Here is a 16,882-nt window from a genome sequence, read left to right as displayed (position 1 = left end):
GTTACCCCTTACTTTTGTGTATTTGAACAATACTATCCAACAGATCATCGGCTACGCTCCTTCCCTCTGTAATAGAGAAGCGCATAACAACTCTGCCTACTGGAAGCACCCCTGATTCACCGAGAAAGTCCCTAATTTTGACACTGTCTTTTTCCGTGCACAATATACCATCTCCAAGACGCATAGCGATCTTATGAGAGAAGTAACGTAGTTCTTTTCGTGTTATGCTCACATGATCAGGGAGCAAATATGTTCCTAGTATTTTTACCCCAGCGTCTTGCAACATCGTGAGAAATCCCTTAGGGAATCCCAAACCACAAAATACGCCGACCGCCAAACCTTTTAACCTTTCTACAGGAACTTTTTCTTGAGTATTTTCCCAAACAATCTCGGAAATACGAGGTTCGACGTAAATTTTTGGTGCATCACACCATCGTTCTAATATTTTACGATCACCTTGAGAACACTGGCCATTTACTATGGCAAAACCAACATTTTTCAACTTTGAAGGAAAATCTCTTAACCTACCTATAGGAAAAAATTTCCCTTGTCCCAAGGGATCCTGGCCATTTACTACAACAATTTCCACATCTTTATGGAGCTTGTCATATTGCAAACCGTCATCCAAAACAAGTATATCAAACTTACTTGCTGCATTACGTGCAGATAATCTACGATCCTTATGCACCCAAACCGTCTCTGGGGGCAACCTACCAGCCATAAGCAAGGGCTCATCTCCGACATAGCCTGCATTATGCGTACTTGGATCTACTATCGTCAGCTTACCTTTACGGCTACAAATACTCTTGTACCCTCGAGTAAGCACAGCACAAGAATACCCCTTAGATCGCAACGCTTCTACCAGCCAAAGCACGGTGGGAGTCTTTCCAGAACCACCCAGGACAATATTTCCTATGCTAACTACGGTAGACGACGATCTATAAGGAGCTCGCAAATTGAATGTACGCCGCAAAACCACTAAAAAAGCAAACGCGCAAGACAGAAGCTTACCTAACAATCCAAAACGCAAAAACCGTCCAAAACTGATAGCTACGGTCAAACGACGATACAAAATAAACAAAGGCGAGGGAAATTGCGACTTCATTAAACTTCGTTAGCACTCACTAAATAATCTTACTTGCAGAAGGCTGACTTTCAATAAATCACAATCTTCGCCGCTTTGAAAGCCTAGAGAATGTCATAAAAAACATTAAAAATCAAGTTTGATGAAACGATTTCAAAAAATTATATACAACATATGTATATAATTTTTTTATTTAATAAATGTTTTTTACAAAAAATAAACAGACAACAAAATAGTTAAATACATTCTTTCATACATAAGGTCAGCTAAGACAACGCTGACGAACTACTTCATAAACAATGGCAGATACAGCTGTTGATAGGTTCAAAGAATCAGCTTCTCCTTTCATAGGCAAAGCAATTTTTGCAAATCTTCCATCAAGCCAAGATGAAGTTAACCCATCTTTTTCGGAACCAAAAACTAAGGCAATAGGTTTTTGATAATTTTTATCAAAATACATAGCGTCTGCTCCAGGAGAAGTAACAAAAACTTCCCACTTTTCTTGTGCAATCGTTATAAAAACTTCTTCAAGACTTGCCTGCCATATTGGCAACGTAAATGCAGTACCTAAAGAGGAACGAAGCAAATTTGGATTGTATAGATCTATGACGGGATCACACAGGATAACCCCATCTACACCAGCCCCATCAGCAATACGCAACAAAGCACCGACATTGCCAGGTTTTTCAACCTGTTCAATAATTAAATAAAAGGGTAGTTCGTTTCTCTTTTTTCGGAGAAAAGTATCTTTATCCCACCATTTTTTTTTCATAACTGCGATGAAATTATCGTGATTTTCCTTATAGGAAAGCTGAGATAGAATACTATCAGAACACCATAGACGCTCTATATTACTATTCTGTATTAAGTCGTACAGACCTCTTTCCTTCTCCGATACATTAGGGCTACAGAATATTCGAACACATTCATAACCATAATTCAGGGCTTTATGAATTTCCCTGAATCCTTCCAACAGAAACAATGCACTTTTACGTCCTTTTGAACGCTTAATAGCTAGAGCCTCTTTCAACTTAAGATTATGCTTTCCTATAAACTCCATTGTGCAAACACTCCAGAAGGCAATATTTCATCCCCTTTTCCACAGAAACTTTCTCCACAACTCCATAATTCTCTATTGAGCTGTGGAACAGCTCTTTGCACTAAAGCACGTAAAAACTCAGGAGTATAACCAGGAGTATGAGAAGTTACCAAAAAATACGATCTTGATTTTGAAAGCAATTGTGAACATAAAGAAAGTAACGAGAAGAAATCCCTATCTATCTTGAATACTTCTCCTTCAGGGCCTCTGCCATACGTAGGAGGATCTAGCAGAATAATATCATAGGTCTTGCCCCGACGAATTTCTTTTTTAAGAAAAGAAAAAACATCCTCAATTACCCAGAAAATGCGTTTATCTGGAAGAGCGTTATTTTCAACATTTTTATGTGCCCAACGTACCGCGGCCTTAGAAGCATCAACATGACAAACACGTGCACCACACTTGGCAGAAAAAATTGATGAAGCTCCTGTGTAAGCGAAAAGATTAAGAACCCTGGAATCAGAATTATGCTTTATTGCTTCCCGCAGGGCGGGCCAAAATCCTGTATGTTCTGGAAAAATTCCAACATGTCCAAATGGAGTCAACTTCAAAGTACAATCTACACCCTCTAAGGAAATTCTCCATTCTTCAGGAACCTTAGAAAAACGATTCCATTCGCCATCTTCACCTAAACGACGGTACTCAGCTGATATATCTTTCCATAAATTAGGAGAACGTTTTGGCCAAATTGCACTATAACAAGGCCTTACCAACTTAATCCTGCCAAAAGATTCTAATTTTTTACCTTCACCACAATCTAATAATTTATAATCCATGCTAGTTTTTTTCTTTATTGACTATACAAACGTCTTAAAGTGTCTACTTGAGACTTTGTTGCCATATCCGGCTCGATATTCACTAAATCCCCTACACGCTTACAACCGAGAGTTGTTCTATGAAGAGTTTCAGGAATGAGCCCCACAGAAAATTCTTTCCCAGACACACTAACTATCGTTAGGCTAATGCCATCAACAGCAATAAACCCTTTCTCAAAAAGGTAATACGACAACTTCTCAGGAACCTGGAAATAATAACGGTTTTGCTCAATACGTACAATCTCTCCAACGCCACATACGTGACCAGATAGAATGTGCCCACCGATTTCATTACCAAACTTTAGAGAACGTTCAACATTAACGTGATCACCTATTGTATAATTACTGATCGTTGTACAAGATAAGGTTTCAGGTATAACGTCAAAAAATAATTTTTCCTCATATACTTTAACAACTGTCAAACAGACACCATCAATAGCAACACTAGCCCCCAACTCCAGACCTCTCCAACAGTCTGCCGATACCCTCACCGATATAGCACGTCCAGCAGGAGTAACTTCCAGACTGGTGATTAAGCCCAACTCTTGGACAATTCCTGTAAACATAATCAAAAACCTTAAATTACATATTAGAGTAAGTGCATTCTTAAAATTAAGATGCGAACTTAATTAAAGAAGACTATAGGTATCGCAGTATAAAAGGACACCTAGAAGTATGGATTGCTTCATAGCAATCTCTTCTTGGATAAGAACAAGGAAAAAGATGAAAAAGAAATTATATATATTTTCTGCTCAACATAATCTCCAATTTTAGTTATAATCCCCGATTTTCTTTGGATAGAAGAAAAATCCTGAAAGAAAGTTAGGCTGTGATATAGCAAACTTAAATGTCTTACTAACAAGAGTTGTAAGCTACTAACCAATGTATGTTTGTTGTCTTATGCACAAATCGAAACAGTTTAGATTTACCTGACTAGGTATGCTTTGAGTTGCGGTTTGTTTTTGGGGTAGATATGCAATGTTCTTTTTCTCTTGAAAAAAAATTTGCAACTATAGTCGCTTAGAATTATCCTGGTTTCAAAATGTTATTTTCCTGGACTACCTTAAAATTTAGGAGGTAGCTCCCATGCAGTGTCCTTTTTGTAATCATGGGGAATTGAAAGTTAATGACTCAAGAAATGCGCCTGAAGCTAATGCGATCAAGCGGCGTCGTGAGTGTTTGGGTTGCGGCCAAAGGTTTACTACTTTTGAGACTGTAGAGCTAACTTTACAAGTTTTGAAACGTGATGGTCGTTATGAAAACTTTCAAGAATCGAAACTGATCAACGGTTTGAATGCGGCATCCAGTCATACACGGATTGGTCAAGATCAGGTACATGCTATCGCTTCTAACGTGAAGTCGGAACTGTTAGGCAAACAAAATAGGGAAATCTCTACCAAAGAAATTGGCGAACTAGTAATGAAATATCTAAAAAAGGCTGATATGATTGCTTACATTAGGTTTGCTTGCGTCTATCGAAGATTTAAAGATGTTGGCGAATTAATGGAAGTTTTGCTATCTGCCACTCCGGATATGGAAAAATAGTGACAGTTTTAAGGTTAAGGAGAAACAACCATGCCGTTATCTGAGGACGATATAGCTAACTTCAAATCCAAACTTCTAGACATGAAGGCTAAATTATCCCACACCCTAGAAGGGAATACCCAAGAAGTAAAAAAACCCAATGAAGCTACCGGGTATTCTCAACATCAAGCAGATCAAGGGACGGACACGTTTGATCGTACAATTAGTCTAGAAGTCACTACGAAAGAATACGAAGTATTGAAGCAAATTAATCGTGCTCTACAAAAGATCGAAGAATGCTCTTATGGCATATGTGATGTAAGCGGGGAAGAAATTCCGCTAGCTCGCTTGAAGGCTATTCCCTATGCTACTATGACAGTCAAAGCTCAAGAACAGTTTGAAAAAGGCCTTCTTTCAGGGAACTAGATTCCATGTCCAATCGTACCAGTCTTATACCTTTTTGTGTTGTCTTCTTTGTTCTGATCGATTGGATTACCAAGTTTGCTGTTCTTCTTGAATCCAAGGGCAACTTATCCACTCCTATTCTATATCGGTATAGTATTGGTGAGTTGTCCTTCTCGTTGATACCAACCTTTAATGAAGGAGCAGCTTTTGGACTATTTTCAAAATATAAATATATCCTTTTCTCTTTAAGAATTATCGTTATCGTCGGATTACTAACATTCTTATTTTTTAAAAAAAATGCTTTGAATTCTGTAGCAAGTTTCTCCCTGACTCTTCTTGTCTCGGGTGCCATCGGAAATGTGGGGGATATTATATTTCATGGTCATGTTATTGATTTCATCGCTTTACAGTATAAGAACTGGGCATTCCCAACTTTTAATTTTGCCGATATTTTTATCTCTGTAGGCACGATCCTTCTTATTTCCAAACTTTATTTTCCTACAAAACAAACCCTAAAACGGGGATAATTGTTATCTCTAGTACTTCTATTCCTTCGTTCTAGAATTAATTAAAAAAATGTTTTTACAATGAATGGATTTTTATCTTTATTATCAGTTTTCGATGACTTTTTCTGGTCATATGTAGCTTTTGTTATGATTCTTCTTCTAGGGATCAATTTCTCTTGGAAGTCGCGCTTCTCTCAATTTACCAAGCTACCTCAATTCTTGAAGCTGTTTCACCGCTGTTCTCAAGATATTACGAAGAAACACCCTGATGATAAAGGTGTCCACCCCTTGAAAGTATTTTTTGCTTCTGCGGGAGGGAACATTGGTATAGGTAATGTGGTGGGAATTGTAACTGCTGCATGCATTGGTGGTCCTGGAGCATTATTTTGGGTTTGGGTGGCTGGAATACTAGGCTCTATCGTTAAATATTCTGAAGTATACTTAGGAATCAAGTTCCGTAAATTGGACTCCGATGGTGTGTATCAGGGCGGACCTATGTACTTCCTTGGTAAAGCTTACAAAACCCCGTTAGTATCCCTCATAGTCGCAGTTCTCCTCTGCATTTATGGGGTTGAAATCTACCAATTTTCTGTAATTGCAGAAAGCTTGTCTCATTGTTGGAATGTACCGAAACTTTTCACCATCTTTGGCTTATTATTCCTTGTAGTTTATGCCGTTCAAGGAGGATTGCAGAGAATTGGAAAAATCTGTTCAGTTGTTCTCCCATTCTTTCTCCTGCTATACTGCGGTCTTTCTATATATATTTTAGCTAAGGAATTTCATCATCTTCCTGCACTATTCTCCTCTGTATTTTCATGTGCCTTCTCAGGTCAAAGTGCAGTTGGAGGCTTCGCTGGGTGCACCGTAGCAACAACGATCCATCAAGGGATTTCCAGAGCAGCATATTCTGGTGATATTGGGATAGGGTTTGATTCTATTATCCAGAGCGAAAGCTCAGCTAAAGATCCTAGCACGCAAGCTCAGCTCAGTATTGTCGGCATTATCATCGATAATTTGATATGCACTCTAAGCTTACTAATGGTCTTAGCCTCAGGATCATGGTCTTTAGGCCTAGAGAATGCTTCCCAAGCTGTTGAACATGCCCTATCCTCGTACTTCCCCTATGTAAAGATTTTCCTACCGACATTTTTCTTTGTTACAGGGTACACCACGATTATTTCTTACTTCCTTGTAGGTAAAAAATGTGCAAAATTCTTAGGAGGAAAATTGGGAGCTCGTATTTACACAGTTTATGGCATCTGTATCCTTCCCCTATTTTGCTTCTTATCTCAGAATACCGCGCTACTCATCATGTCTTTATCAGGAGCACTGCTGCTCTGTTTTAACTTATTAGGAGTCTTCTTGTTAAGGAAGGAGATCTCTTTCCCAAAAACAGAAAAGCTCCAAGAATCATTGACTCTGGAATAGTCGATTTCTGAATCAAGTCTTAGCAAAAGCAAGTTTTTCTCTGCTTTTGCTTTCTTTTTATTTTCTAGAAATAAAGAAATCTTAATTAAAAATTAAAATCATTCTATCAAGTATTGTCTTTATTTTTTTTAAAAATACCCAGAGAATAATAAGTAAAAACATATAAAAATTTTTAACTTTAAGTTTTTTATGAATACCTACCTTACTGGGTCATTGATTGTCTGTTGCGTCCTTCTATCTGCCTGTATGATAACGGTATTTATCCTAACGATCAGCTTATTGGTAAAATTGAACAAAATTATGAAGAGCGTAGGTCGTTTAACCACGATTCTAAATTTTGAGGCCAAGATTTTAGCTCCACTAATGTTAGGTAAGAAACTTTTTTGTGGTTGGTTGAGAAAAAGCAAGGGTAATTGTTTACCTAAAGAAATTGAAGAGATTTTAGACGAGAATATGAAAAGCCCCTGGTTTAGCAAAATCATTTGTAAAACAGGTAAGCTAGCAATTTTTGCTTGTCTCATTTGGACAGTATTTCGCAACCGAGATTAATCTTAAGAGAGAGGGGGGTCATGTTTTTTAAGGATAATAAAAATAAGAAAGGCAAATGCAAACGTTGGCGTTGGCTACGTGGTGTTCTTTTTGGAGGATTTATAGCTACATTACTCACATGTTTATTCACTCCTAAAAGTGGGGTACAGCTAAGAAAAAAGTTATTAAGAGTGAGAACCTCTGGGACCAAGAAAGGGAAAACGCTGATCAAGAATTCGAAGCAGCATACCAAGGCTTTCGCTCAACAAACTAAGACTTTAGCCAAAAATCTCACTAAAGAAATCCAAGACTTTACCAAAGCCATTATTGACGAAAGCAAAGACTAGACTCTTTACCTCTCTACTCTTTACTTCTGGATAGTACACACGATCTATCCAGAAGTTCCTCTATATATCATAAAATCAGTAGACAATATCTATATTTCATGAATATGGGATATCCTAATCCCTGATCTACTGGATATCTCGATTTTTTGGTTGCGGATATATTTTTAACTCAGTAGGCTCAGCAAGTTTTTCCGTAATGTGCTGCTTATATGTAAGAAAGCACACTTGTACGTTAGAAATCTTGGGCAAGTGTGGATACATAAATTTCTCAGAACAGTAAATAGTTCTCTGGTTTATTACAGCAACCAGTGACTATGTGTATCTAGAACGTTCGCATAAGCTCTAAGACATTGTCTCTATTTATATTAACTGACTAGGACTTGAAAATATGAAACAGATGCTCGTATGGAATTTCTTTTTATTCTCGTCTTTAATAACAGTCTCTCAGGCATCTGGTGCAGAAGTAATATTACCTTTATCAGGAACATTTACTGGAGAACAAGCTGAGTTGTTTACAATGTTAACAACTGCTCCTCAAGGTACACGCTATATCATCCGTAGTGACTTGACACTATGTGATTTCTCAGGCCTTCACATACATGAAAACGGAGGGGCTTTTAGAAACCTTGAAGGTGGGCTATCGTTGATAGGGACTACTCCCCTGGCTCGACTAACTTTTAAACACTTGAATCATGGTGCAGCCGGAGCTGGTATATTTTCCCGCTACTTACTAAATTTTGAAAATTTACGTAATATTCTTGCTGAAGATAATAGCAGTTATGGTGGGGTTGTTGCTTCTCATCATGACATAGCGTTTGTTAGAAATTACCAAATCACATGTCAGAATAATATCAGTCATGGATGCGGAGGAGCAGTTTATCTAAATAGTACACAGCCCGCACGCATCATGTTTGCAGAGCAACGTGGTCCTATAACGTTCGTTAATAATTCCGCTAAATCTCAAGATTTTTGCCAAGACTCTGGTCATGGAGGAGCTATTGCCTGTGATTCACCTGGAGCAACTATTCTCTTTGATCAAAACCAGGATATCGTTTTTGAGAATAACCAAGCCTCTTTAGGCGGGTGTATTTATAACAAACAAGGATCCATTGAGTTTGCTAACAACCGAGGTAGTGTCCTATTCCAAGATAATCATGCCTCTCATTCTGGCGGAGCGTTATACGCCTTATCCTGCGATATTCATAGACAAACGTCTAAAGTAAACTTCTTCCGTAATAAAGCTCGTAACTTCGGCGGGGCTATTTATGCACAATCAGTAACTATAAAACACAACGATGATCTTGTGCACTTCTTCGGAAATTCTGCTGAAGGTGGTGGAGCTATTGCTACAACATCATGCCGTATTCTTGCTACACAACCTGTGAAATTTTCAATGAATTGGGCAAATGGGCCTCATGGAGGAGCGATTCTACTTTATGGTTCTCAACCTAGACTCTATCTACAAGCTCAAAACGGGGATATTATTTTTGAGAACAATTACACGACTATCAATTCCATAGATCCTTACTTTGACCGTTCACGGTATAATGCCATATTTATTGAAGAGTCTCCTAAGGAAATTCATTTTATTGCCAATGAAAATCAGTCCATTATTTTTTATGACCCTGTCGTTGCACTTTCTGGGTCTTCGTCGCCTGTCCATATTAATTCTTCAGAATGTTCTTCTCATTCAGGATCGATAATCTTTTCAGGTATCCGCTTATCTGAAAAAGAAAGAATGTGTTCTGAAAACCACACCTCAATATTTAACCAACCCCTTTACCTACATAACGGGGTATTGTCTCTAGAAGGACGCTCGGTACTAGCTGTGCAAGAATTTCATCAATACGGAGGAACCTTTGCCATCTCGCCTGGATGCATGCTTACTTCTTACAACAGCTCTGGGAAAGATCTTGTTATTAATAACTTAAGCTTTGGTCTGGATCCTGTATACCACTTCTTTTCTTCTGAAATTCATAGCAAAGGCGAATCTGCTATCCGCTTATCTGGTTCTCCCAAAATTCATGATCCTCAAGGAGTATTTTATAATAGTCACGATTTAGCTGCTCGTCCCTATAATATGGAGATCTGTTTCCGTTCGGACAAAGGGGTGATTACCACAGAATTTATTCCGCAGGACATTGCCATTCAACAAAACAACTATGGATATCAGGGCCGATGGCACTTTAACTGGTCAGAAGATAGTTCTAACACTCGTAAAGTTCTCAAAGCATCATGGACCCCTACTGGTGAGTTTATCTTAAACCCTAAAAGATCTGGACGTTTGATCCCTTCCTCTTTATGGGGCACATTCTCTGGATTACAATCTGCAAATGATGCGATTTTGGATACTTATTTGAATGACAATACCTTAGTTCCTATCAATCATGCGTCGATTTTTTCTACTGCTATTTCTAGTTGCATGCAACAAAATAGTGCCCATAGCGATGCTTTTTCAACAACTCATGCAGGCAATAATCTAGGAGTACGCTTACCTTTTTCTTCTAATACTGTCGTTTGTGCAGCTTTCACACAACTCTATGGTTCTAATGCTCAAGAGAAACATACCGGTAAGAGCCACTCCCATACTCTTCTAGGAACTTTGGCAGCAACTAAAAACTGGCAATCACTATCTTTCCGATCTTCTGTGAGTTATGTTGAAGAAACTCACACAATTAAGTCTATTACCTCACAGAAAATCTCTACTCGAGGCTCTTGGAAAAACCAAGGCTGGCGAGGAACTTTAGGCTTTGCTTACGCATACCCACGAGCATTACGTTGTCTTAAAATTACACCCTTCATCAATGTTGAGTATACTGTACTAATTCAAAATCCCTTCATTGAAACAGGTTATGACCCTAGGTATTTTGGTTCTTCCAATTTATCTAATCTTGCTCTACCTGCAGGTATTGCACTAGAGTTACGTTGCTTTGGTGACCACTATTCATTATTTACACAACTTAGCATGGCATATATCAAAGATTTTCAAAGAGAAAATCCCATAACATCAGCTTCCTTAATTCTTAACCAACATGCTTGGAAGGTATCTAGCGTTCCTATGGGACAAGAAGCTGTTAGCTTAAAACTTCGTTCGACACTCCGTTATCGTTTTGCTTCTGTATTTCTTGGGATATCTTCAACGCAAAGAGAAGGAAATAATTTATCTGGAGATGCTTTTACTGGTCTATCACTAAGGTTCTAATTTTTCTTGACTATGAAATAATATAAAGTTTATTGAAACGTCCATCAAGATATTAGAGATAAGCCCTCTTCTCTCTTCTTCCTACAGCCTATCTTTAATATCTTGTCTTTCTTTTTCTTCTCTTTCCCTTTTCATTCATTATCCCTTGCCTAATTTGCTCTTCTGATTTATCTAACGCTTATCTAGTCAGTGAATGTATGCAGTAGGTTTTTGTTTTATGAAGTGGCTCTCAGCTACAGCTGTTTTTGCTGCTGTTCTTCCCTCAATAACAGTATTTAGTGACCCCATTTCTCAAGAATTAAATTCTAACCATAGAGGGTCAGGATCGAGTTCTACAGATTCTAAATCTAATAACTTTACCCAAGTCACTCAAGATGCGGGCGGGACTACGTACAATGTAACTGGAGATGTTACGTTTTCTACATTCACAAATATTCCCGCACCTACACAAACAGTACCAACTACAGATGACAGCAATAATGGTACTTCTGCACCAAGTGTCCCTGGAGTACCGGGTGTTCCTGGTGTACCAGGAGTAGCAGGAACTGGACACTTATCCCAGGACCTACCTCATACAACTACATTATTCAGTCCCAAATCATTGCATGAAGTCTTCGTAAGGTACGAAACACAAAATGAAGTTGTTTCAAATAGTGAGAAATTCTCAGACCTACATGCATATAAATTACCTTCTTCCTTAGAGTCTTCGATAACTCAAAATAATTTACATGCATCTAGCGCTGCAGCACCTTCTGCACCATCAGCTCCCCCTGCTCCTGCAAAACCTGAACCAAAAGGTGGTGGGGCATTTTACAATGATAAGAGGGGCCCCGTATCTTTCATTACTAACCCAGGAAACCCAGGATCCCTGACTTGTGAAAAGATCAGTATGACTGGTATGGGAGGAGCTATCTACTCTAATGGGCCAATATTCTTTGATGGTCTAAATGATGTGACATTCACAGATAACCTTTCTCAACAGTCTGGAGGAGCCCTAGCTACAGAATCCACTATCACGATTACGAATATCGTTAACTCGATTAACTTCTCAAATAACTCCGCTAAAGTTCCAGTACCATTAATCCCTCTATTACCCTCTACACCTCCAGGGCCAACCGGACCTGCGGGTGCTGCGGGTGCTGCAGGTTCTGGAATACAACAGCCATCGAGTTTACATAAAGTTACCTTAACATCCTTACCACAAGGTATTGGAACAGCAGCCGCAGCTGGTAGTGCTCCTGGTAGTAATGGTCAGACAGTAAAACTTCCCGAATATACAGAGAAAACAGCTGGAAATGGCGGAGCCGCTTATGCAGAAGGAGCTATACTAATATCTGCTTATAAAGATATGACGTTCAGAGGAAACAGCGCTGTTTTCCCAAGTATTATTGACGAAATTAAAGAAAAACTCGAGGCAGCTCAAAAACCTGCTGCTGCTGCCTCGTCATCCTCTACTTCACAATCAGGCCAGGCACAGCAACAACCTCCTCATGCTAGTGGAATTACACCAAAAGTTATATCCCTACCCCTCTCTGCTGCTGTACCTCCTGCTGCGGCTCCTCAACCCGTTATTTTGAAAGGATCTGGAGGAGCTATTTTCTGCGGAGACAACATCTCTATAAGCAATGGAGAAAATAGCACTACCTTCATCCTAAACTCAGCTACAGGATCTGGAGGAGCTTTATATTCCAAGAAAGCCGTTACCTTAGATAATGTCACCAATTTAAATTTCCAGAGTAACTCGTGTAACTCCATGGGAGGAGCTATTTATACAAAGGGTGACACGAACATTCAAAACTCCCAAATGTTAACACAGTTCAGCTCTAACTCAGCAAAAGTTGGTGGCGGAGCTATTTATTCTGAGGGAGACATTAATTTTAATAATCTTGGAGATGTTCGTTTCTCTGTAAATAAAGCAGGAAACTATGATTTAAAAATTACCAACCCATTTCCTCAACAACCAGCCACATCACCATCTAAACAAGTTGTAGCTGAGGCAGAAGAAGCTTCTAGCCCCCTAGTTGGACTCATAGCACAAGGTGGGGCCTTATATACTAAGAAAGCCCTAAATGTTTCCAACATCACCTCAGCATTAGAAATCACCAATAACCAGGCTAAGGATGAAGGAGGAGGGGCATACGTAACAGGAACAACAACGTGTTCAAATTCTCATAGAATCCAGTTTATACAGAATTCCTCTGAAAAATCTGGAGGAGGTTTATACTGCGGTGATAACATTACTCTATCGAATCTAACAGGAAATACTCTATTTCAAGGAAACTCTGCCAAAGAAAATGGCGGGGGCCTGTGCATGGCTGCCGATAAAATATTGACCATGAAAAATCTAGAGGCATTTTGCTTGCTAGGAAACTCTTCAGAAAAATCTGGAGGTGGAGCATATATTCCTAAATCGTTTTCTCTAACGTATACTACTACTCCCCCTACGGATGGAATTCAACCTGTATCAGGCAGCGCTATTATTTCCAATAATACAGCAACAGAAAATGGCGCGGGTATTTATACCACTGAGGCTGCCTTCTCAAATCTAAATTTAATCACCATAGGGTCAAATAATGCGCAGAAAAATGGTGGTGGTCTATGTACTGTAGCTCCTAATGAACAAGGTTTACAAACTCTATCCACAAGTAAAGGAACATTGCCAGGAGCTAAACAGCTCTCTCCTTATACTATATCTTCAGTAATCGCAGAAGCAGACCTGCAAGTAGATAGATTACAGCAACAAGATGGCTCTGCAACAACTTACGACTTTTCCATTGACTATACTATGACTACTGGCATCACTGGAAATACAGCAGGAGAAAATGGTGGAGGAGTATACGGGAAAGATGGGAAATTATCCCGCATCGATGCGTTAACTATTTCAAATAACACTGCCAAATCTGGTGGGGGATTTTACTTTACTAATTCCCTAACTATCGAGAACATCGATGAACTGACGATCTCAGGAAACTCCGCTAAGGTTTCTGGGGGAGCTATATATACAAAAGCATTAACTCTCCAAAATCTCACCTCTGCCTCGAATTTCACAAATAATAAAGCAGAAACCGCTTCAAATACAGTCCCAGCCAATATTGTGAACTTACAAGGAGCCCAACAGGGAGCTCAAAAACAACAAGCTTCAAAATTTTTATCCGATGTACAGGCAGAAAATGGAGCAAAAGCTGTTGTAAAACAAGCTGCAAATCCCCCTCAAATTTCAGGAGGAGCCTTCTATTCTGAAACTACATTAACCATGCAGAATGTCGGAGCCCCTTGTACATTTAGTGGAAATAAAGCATCGGATACAGCCACTACCGCAGCTACTAATGGCAATACTGATCCAGATATTTATGGCGGTGCAGCATATGCAAAAACCTCTCTAACTATACAGAATAATGCTGCCCCATTTAGTTTCTCAGGAAACTCTGCTGTAACTGCAAAGGCAACTACGAATGGACAAGTTGCAGGAGGAGCTCTTTATTCTCAAACTGTATCTATCTCTGAATGTCCTCAAGGGATTACATTCAGTAATAACTCTGCTTCATGTACACCGGCTTCACAGACTGTTTCTACAGATCCTCAAGCACTGTTAACTACACCGAATAAACCTACATTTGGTGGAGCCATAGGAGCAACCTCATCTGTATCTATTCAAAATTCATCTGTGACATTTACAGGTAATCGTGCAGATCTAGGATCGGCAATTGGATGTATAAATGGTACATCTAATGGTTCTATTACTTTATCGGGGAATGGAGGATATTTCTTCTCAGGGAATACAGCAAATGATCGAGGAACTCTCTATGCAAGAACTCTAACAATTACTGGAGGAGCTAATTTTACCAATAATAACTCTGCTAATGACGGTAGCGCTATCTTCTTTACAAACTCTGCAACAATAGATGCTACATCTGCTGTCATCTTTGCTAATAATACGGTAACATCAGCTAATACTCCTGCGAATAAAAAAGCCTCAACACCCAATCTAGGCGCAGCAATCTATGGTAGTTGTTCTACTCCTCAAAACACCGATGCCACTCTGAAATTAACAGCATCTGGTGGGGATATCATTTTCCAAAATAACCAGTGTACTGGAACTGCGACTAATAGAAACTCAGATCCTAAATTCTGCAGTATTGCTGGTGGTGTGGCACTAACTTTAAATGCTGCTGCAGGACATACTATTGGATTTTATGACCCTGTCAATGTTACCTCATGTAAAAGTAATGGAAATATTTCTCAAGCTACGCCATTAGACATTAATAAAAATAGTGGTAATGGATCACAAACTACCTATACAGGAACGATTCTATTTTCTAGTGAACTGCATAGTCATAAGTCACTTATTCCCCAAAAAGCTATTCTGCATAACGGAACGCTGCATCTTGGAGCAAATACAGAATTGAATGTTCTATCTTTTGAACAAAAACCTGGATCGCTTGTAATTATGGAGCCGGGATCTGTATTGTCTACCCAATCAAATACGGCCGGTGGGATTGTACTCAATAACCTGACTATCAACTGCTGTGACATGGTAGCTAAAACTGAGAGCGGATCAGCGTCTATCCCAACACTAAAACTCGCTAGTGGATCCACATATGTAGCAAGAGAAAAAGCACGTTCTGTTGATGCATTAGTAGCACAACCTTTGTCGTTACCTGAGAATGCCGAGGGAAGGGTAATTAATCTGTCTGGAAAGATCACTCTGGTTGACCCTGATGGTACTTTCTACCAAAATCCTCAACTAGGTAAAGATCAAGATATTACTATACTGAATTTGGTTCCAGGAGGAGGAACTGTCACAGCTAATGTAACCTTGGAGGGCGATCTTTACCCTCAAAAAGGCTATATGGGCACATGGACTATACAATCAAGCACATCAAACAATAAACTGATCGCAAAATGGAAATTTGATCAATACCGCCGTTGGGTTTATATACCTAGAGATAACTATTTCTATACTAATTCTATACTTGGCTCGCAAAACTCTTTAGTTTTGGTAAAACAAGGAATTATAAACAACCTACTCAACAGTGCTCGTTTCGATGATGCTGCTTATAACAACTTATGGTGTTGTGGCTTAGGATCTTTCGTAAGAAACCAAGAAGATGAAAAAACCAAGAAATTCTCCTACGATGCCAGAGGTTATTCTCTTGCCATTGACGCCAAACCTCTTCCCGAATTTATTTTAGGAGCCTCATTCAGTCAGGTATTTGGACACTCTAAGTCTGAGCAAACTGTCCACAACTACAAACACAAAGGGTCAGGGCACTCTTTCCAAGGCACTCTATATACTGGAAAAGCGTTCTACCTTCCTTACAGAAAAACAAAAGCACCTAGACCAATTCAGCTACAAGCATTAGCCACCTATGGTTATATTAAACACGATACCACGACATACTATCCTTCTATTAATGAACGAAATATAGGAAATTGGGAAGATCTCGCTTGGTTATTCGATGTTAGACTCGTTTTAGATCTCCGAGAACCTTCACAAACTTCAACCACGCGTTTCTCCTTCTATTCTGAGACCGAGTATTCAACAATTAGGCAAAAAGCATTTACGGAAGAGGATTACGATCCTAGAAGTTTCGGAAATTGCGACTATAGAAATTTTGCTCTACCTACAGGATTTATACTTGAAAATGCGTTCATGCATTTCAATATTCTAATGTATAACAAGCTATCGGCAGCTTATGTCCCTATTGTGTATAGGAATAAGCCTGTATCAAAATATGTTGTCCTATCATCAGGAGAATCAGGGAAAATTTCATGCCCTCTTCCTAATAGAAACATGGCACGTATGGAATACAGTAGCCAAATCTATTTAGGACCTTACTGGACAATATTTGGAACATATACAGTGGATGCAGCAATGTCAGGATTAACACAAATGGCAAACTGTGGAGCTCGTATGATATTCTAGGATAATTCAGGAGAAATT

The 16,882-nt window shown here is 39.1% G+C and carries 12 protein-coding genes; 8 read left to right on the top strand and 4 right to left on the bottom strand.

Features of this window, described 5'->3' with window-relative positions:
• Position 1 precedes the first annotated feature (1 nt).
• The 4 genes from lpxK to H359_RS01370 all read right to left on the bottom strand — a co-directional run bounded on the left by lpxK (position 2) and on the right by H359_RS01370 (position 3,564).
• Entirely contained in the window at positions 2-1,105 is a 1,104-nt protein-coding gene (lpxK, locus tag H359_RS01385; RefSeq protein WP_020370937.1) for a tetraacyldisaccharide 4'-kinase, read from the bottom strand.
• 241 nt (positions 1,106-1,346) lie between these two features.
• The gene (locus tag H359_RS01380; protein WP_020370936.1) at positions 1,347-2,144 is read right to left on the bottom strand and encodes an RNA methyltransferase; all 798 of its coding nucleotides are present in this window, start codon (positions 2,142-2,144) and stop codon (positions 1,347-1,349) included.
• Positions 2,132-2,959, bottom strand: a complete 828-nt coding sequence (locus H359_RS01375; protein ID WP_020370935.1) for a class I SAM-dependent methyltransferase — start codon at positions 2,957-2,959, stop codon at positions 2,132-2,134. Before H359_RS01375 ends, H359_RS01380 begins: the two co-directional genes overlap by 13 nt.
• A gap of 14 nt (positions 2,960-2,973) precedes the next feature.
• Positions 2,974-3,564 carry a riboflavin synthase gene (locus tag H359_RS01370; protein WP_020370934.1) on the bottom strand — a complete coding sequence of 197 codons (591 nt, stop codon included), beginning with the start codon at positions 3,562-3,564 and terminating at the stop codon, positions 2,974-2,976.
• Positions 3,565-4,084: 520 nt separating this feature from the next.
• Here H359_RS01370 and nrdR point away from each other — a divergent pair.
• The 8 genes from nrdR to H359_RS01330 all read left to right on the top strand — a co-directional run bounded on the left by nrdR (position 4,085) and on the right by H359_RS01330 (position 16,864).
• Positions 4,085-4,543 (top strand): transcriptional regulator NrdR, encoded by a 459-nt coding sequence (nrdR, locus tag H359_RS01365; RefSeq protein WP_020370932.1) that lies wholly within the window; start codon positions 4,085-4,087, stop codon positions 4,541-4,543.
• A gap of 30 nt (positions 4,544-4,573) precedes the next feature.
• The gene (locus H359_RS01360) at positions 4,574-4,948 is read left to right on the top strand and encodes a TraR/DksA family transcriptional regulator (RefSeq protein WP_020370931.1); all 375 of its coding nucleotides are present in this window, start codon (positions 4,574-4,576) and stop codon (positions 4,946-4,948) included.
• A gap of 5 nt (positions 4,949-4,953) precedes the next feature.
• Positions 4,954-5,454: a signal peptidase II gene (lspA, locus tag H359_RS01355; protein WP_020370930.1), complete on the top strand. Its 501-nt coding sequence runs from the start codon at positions 4,954-4,956 to the stop codon at positions 5,452-5,454.
• Positions 5,455-5,514: 60 nt separating this feature from the next.
• A complete protein-coding gene (locus tag H359_RS01350) occupies positions 5,515-6,861 on the top strand; it encodes an amino acid carrier protein (protein ID WP_020370929.1) in 1,347 nt (448 codons plus the stop codon).
• A gap of 189 nt (positions 6,862-7,050) precedes the next feature.
• The gene (locus tag H359_RS01345) at positions 7,051-7,410 is read left to right on the top strand and encodes a hypothetical protein (RefSeq protein WP_035392291.1); all 360 of its coding nucleotides are present in this window, start codon (positions 7,051-7,053) and stop codon (positions 7,408-7,410) included.
• Positions 7,411-7,430: 20 nt separating this feature from the next.
• On the top strand, positions 7,431-7,736 hold the full coding sequence (locus H359_RS01340; RefSeq protein WP_020370927.1) for a YtxH domain-containing protein: 306 nt from the start codon (positions 7,431-7,433) through the stop codon (positions 7,734-7,736).
• 388 nt (positions 7,737-8,124) lie between these two features.
• Complete coding sequence (locus tag H359_RS01335; RefSeq protein ID WP_020370925.1) at positions 8,125-10,938, top strand: polymorphic outer membrane protein middle domain-containing protein; 2,814 nt, start codon at positions 8,125-8,127, stop codon at positions 10,936-10,938.
• Positions 10,939-11,155: 217 nt separating this feature from the next.
• Positions 11,156-16,864 carry a polymorphic outer membrane protein middle domain-containing protein gene (locus H359_RS01330; protein WP_020370924.1) on the top strand — a complete coding sequence of 1,903 codons (5,709 nt, stop codon included), beginning with the start codon at positions 11,156-11,158 and terminating at the stop codon, positions 16,862-16,864.
• Positions 16,865-16,882 lie beyond the last annotated feature (18 nt).

The organism is Chlamydia ibidis 10-1398/6, from assembly GCF_000454725.1.
GTDB lineage: Bacteria > Chlamydiota > Chlamydiia > Chlamydiales > Chlamydiaceae > Chlamydia > Chlamydia ibidis.
This window is presented reverse-complemented; position numbering and strand designations above follow the sequence as displayed.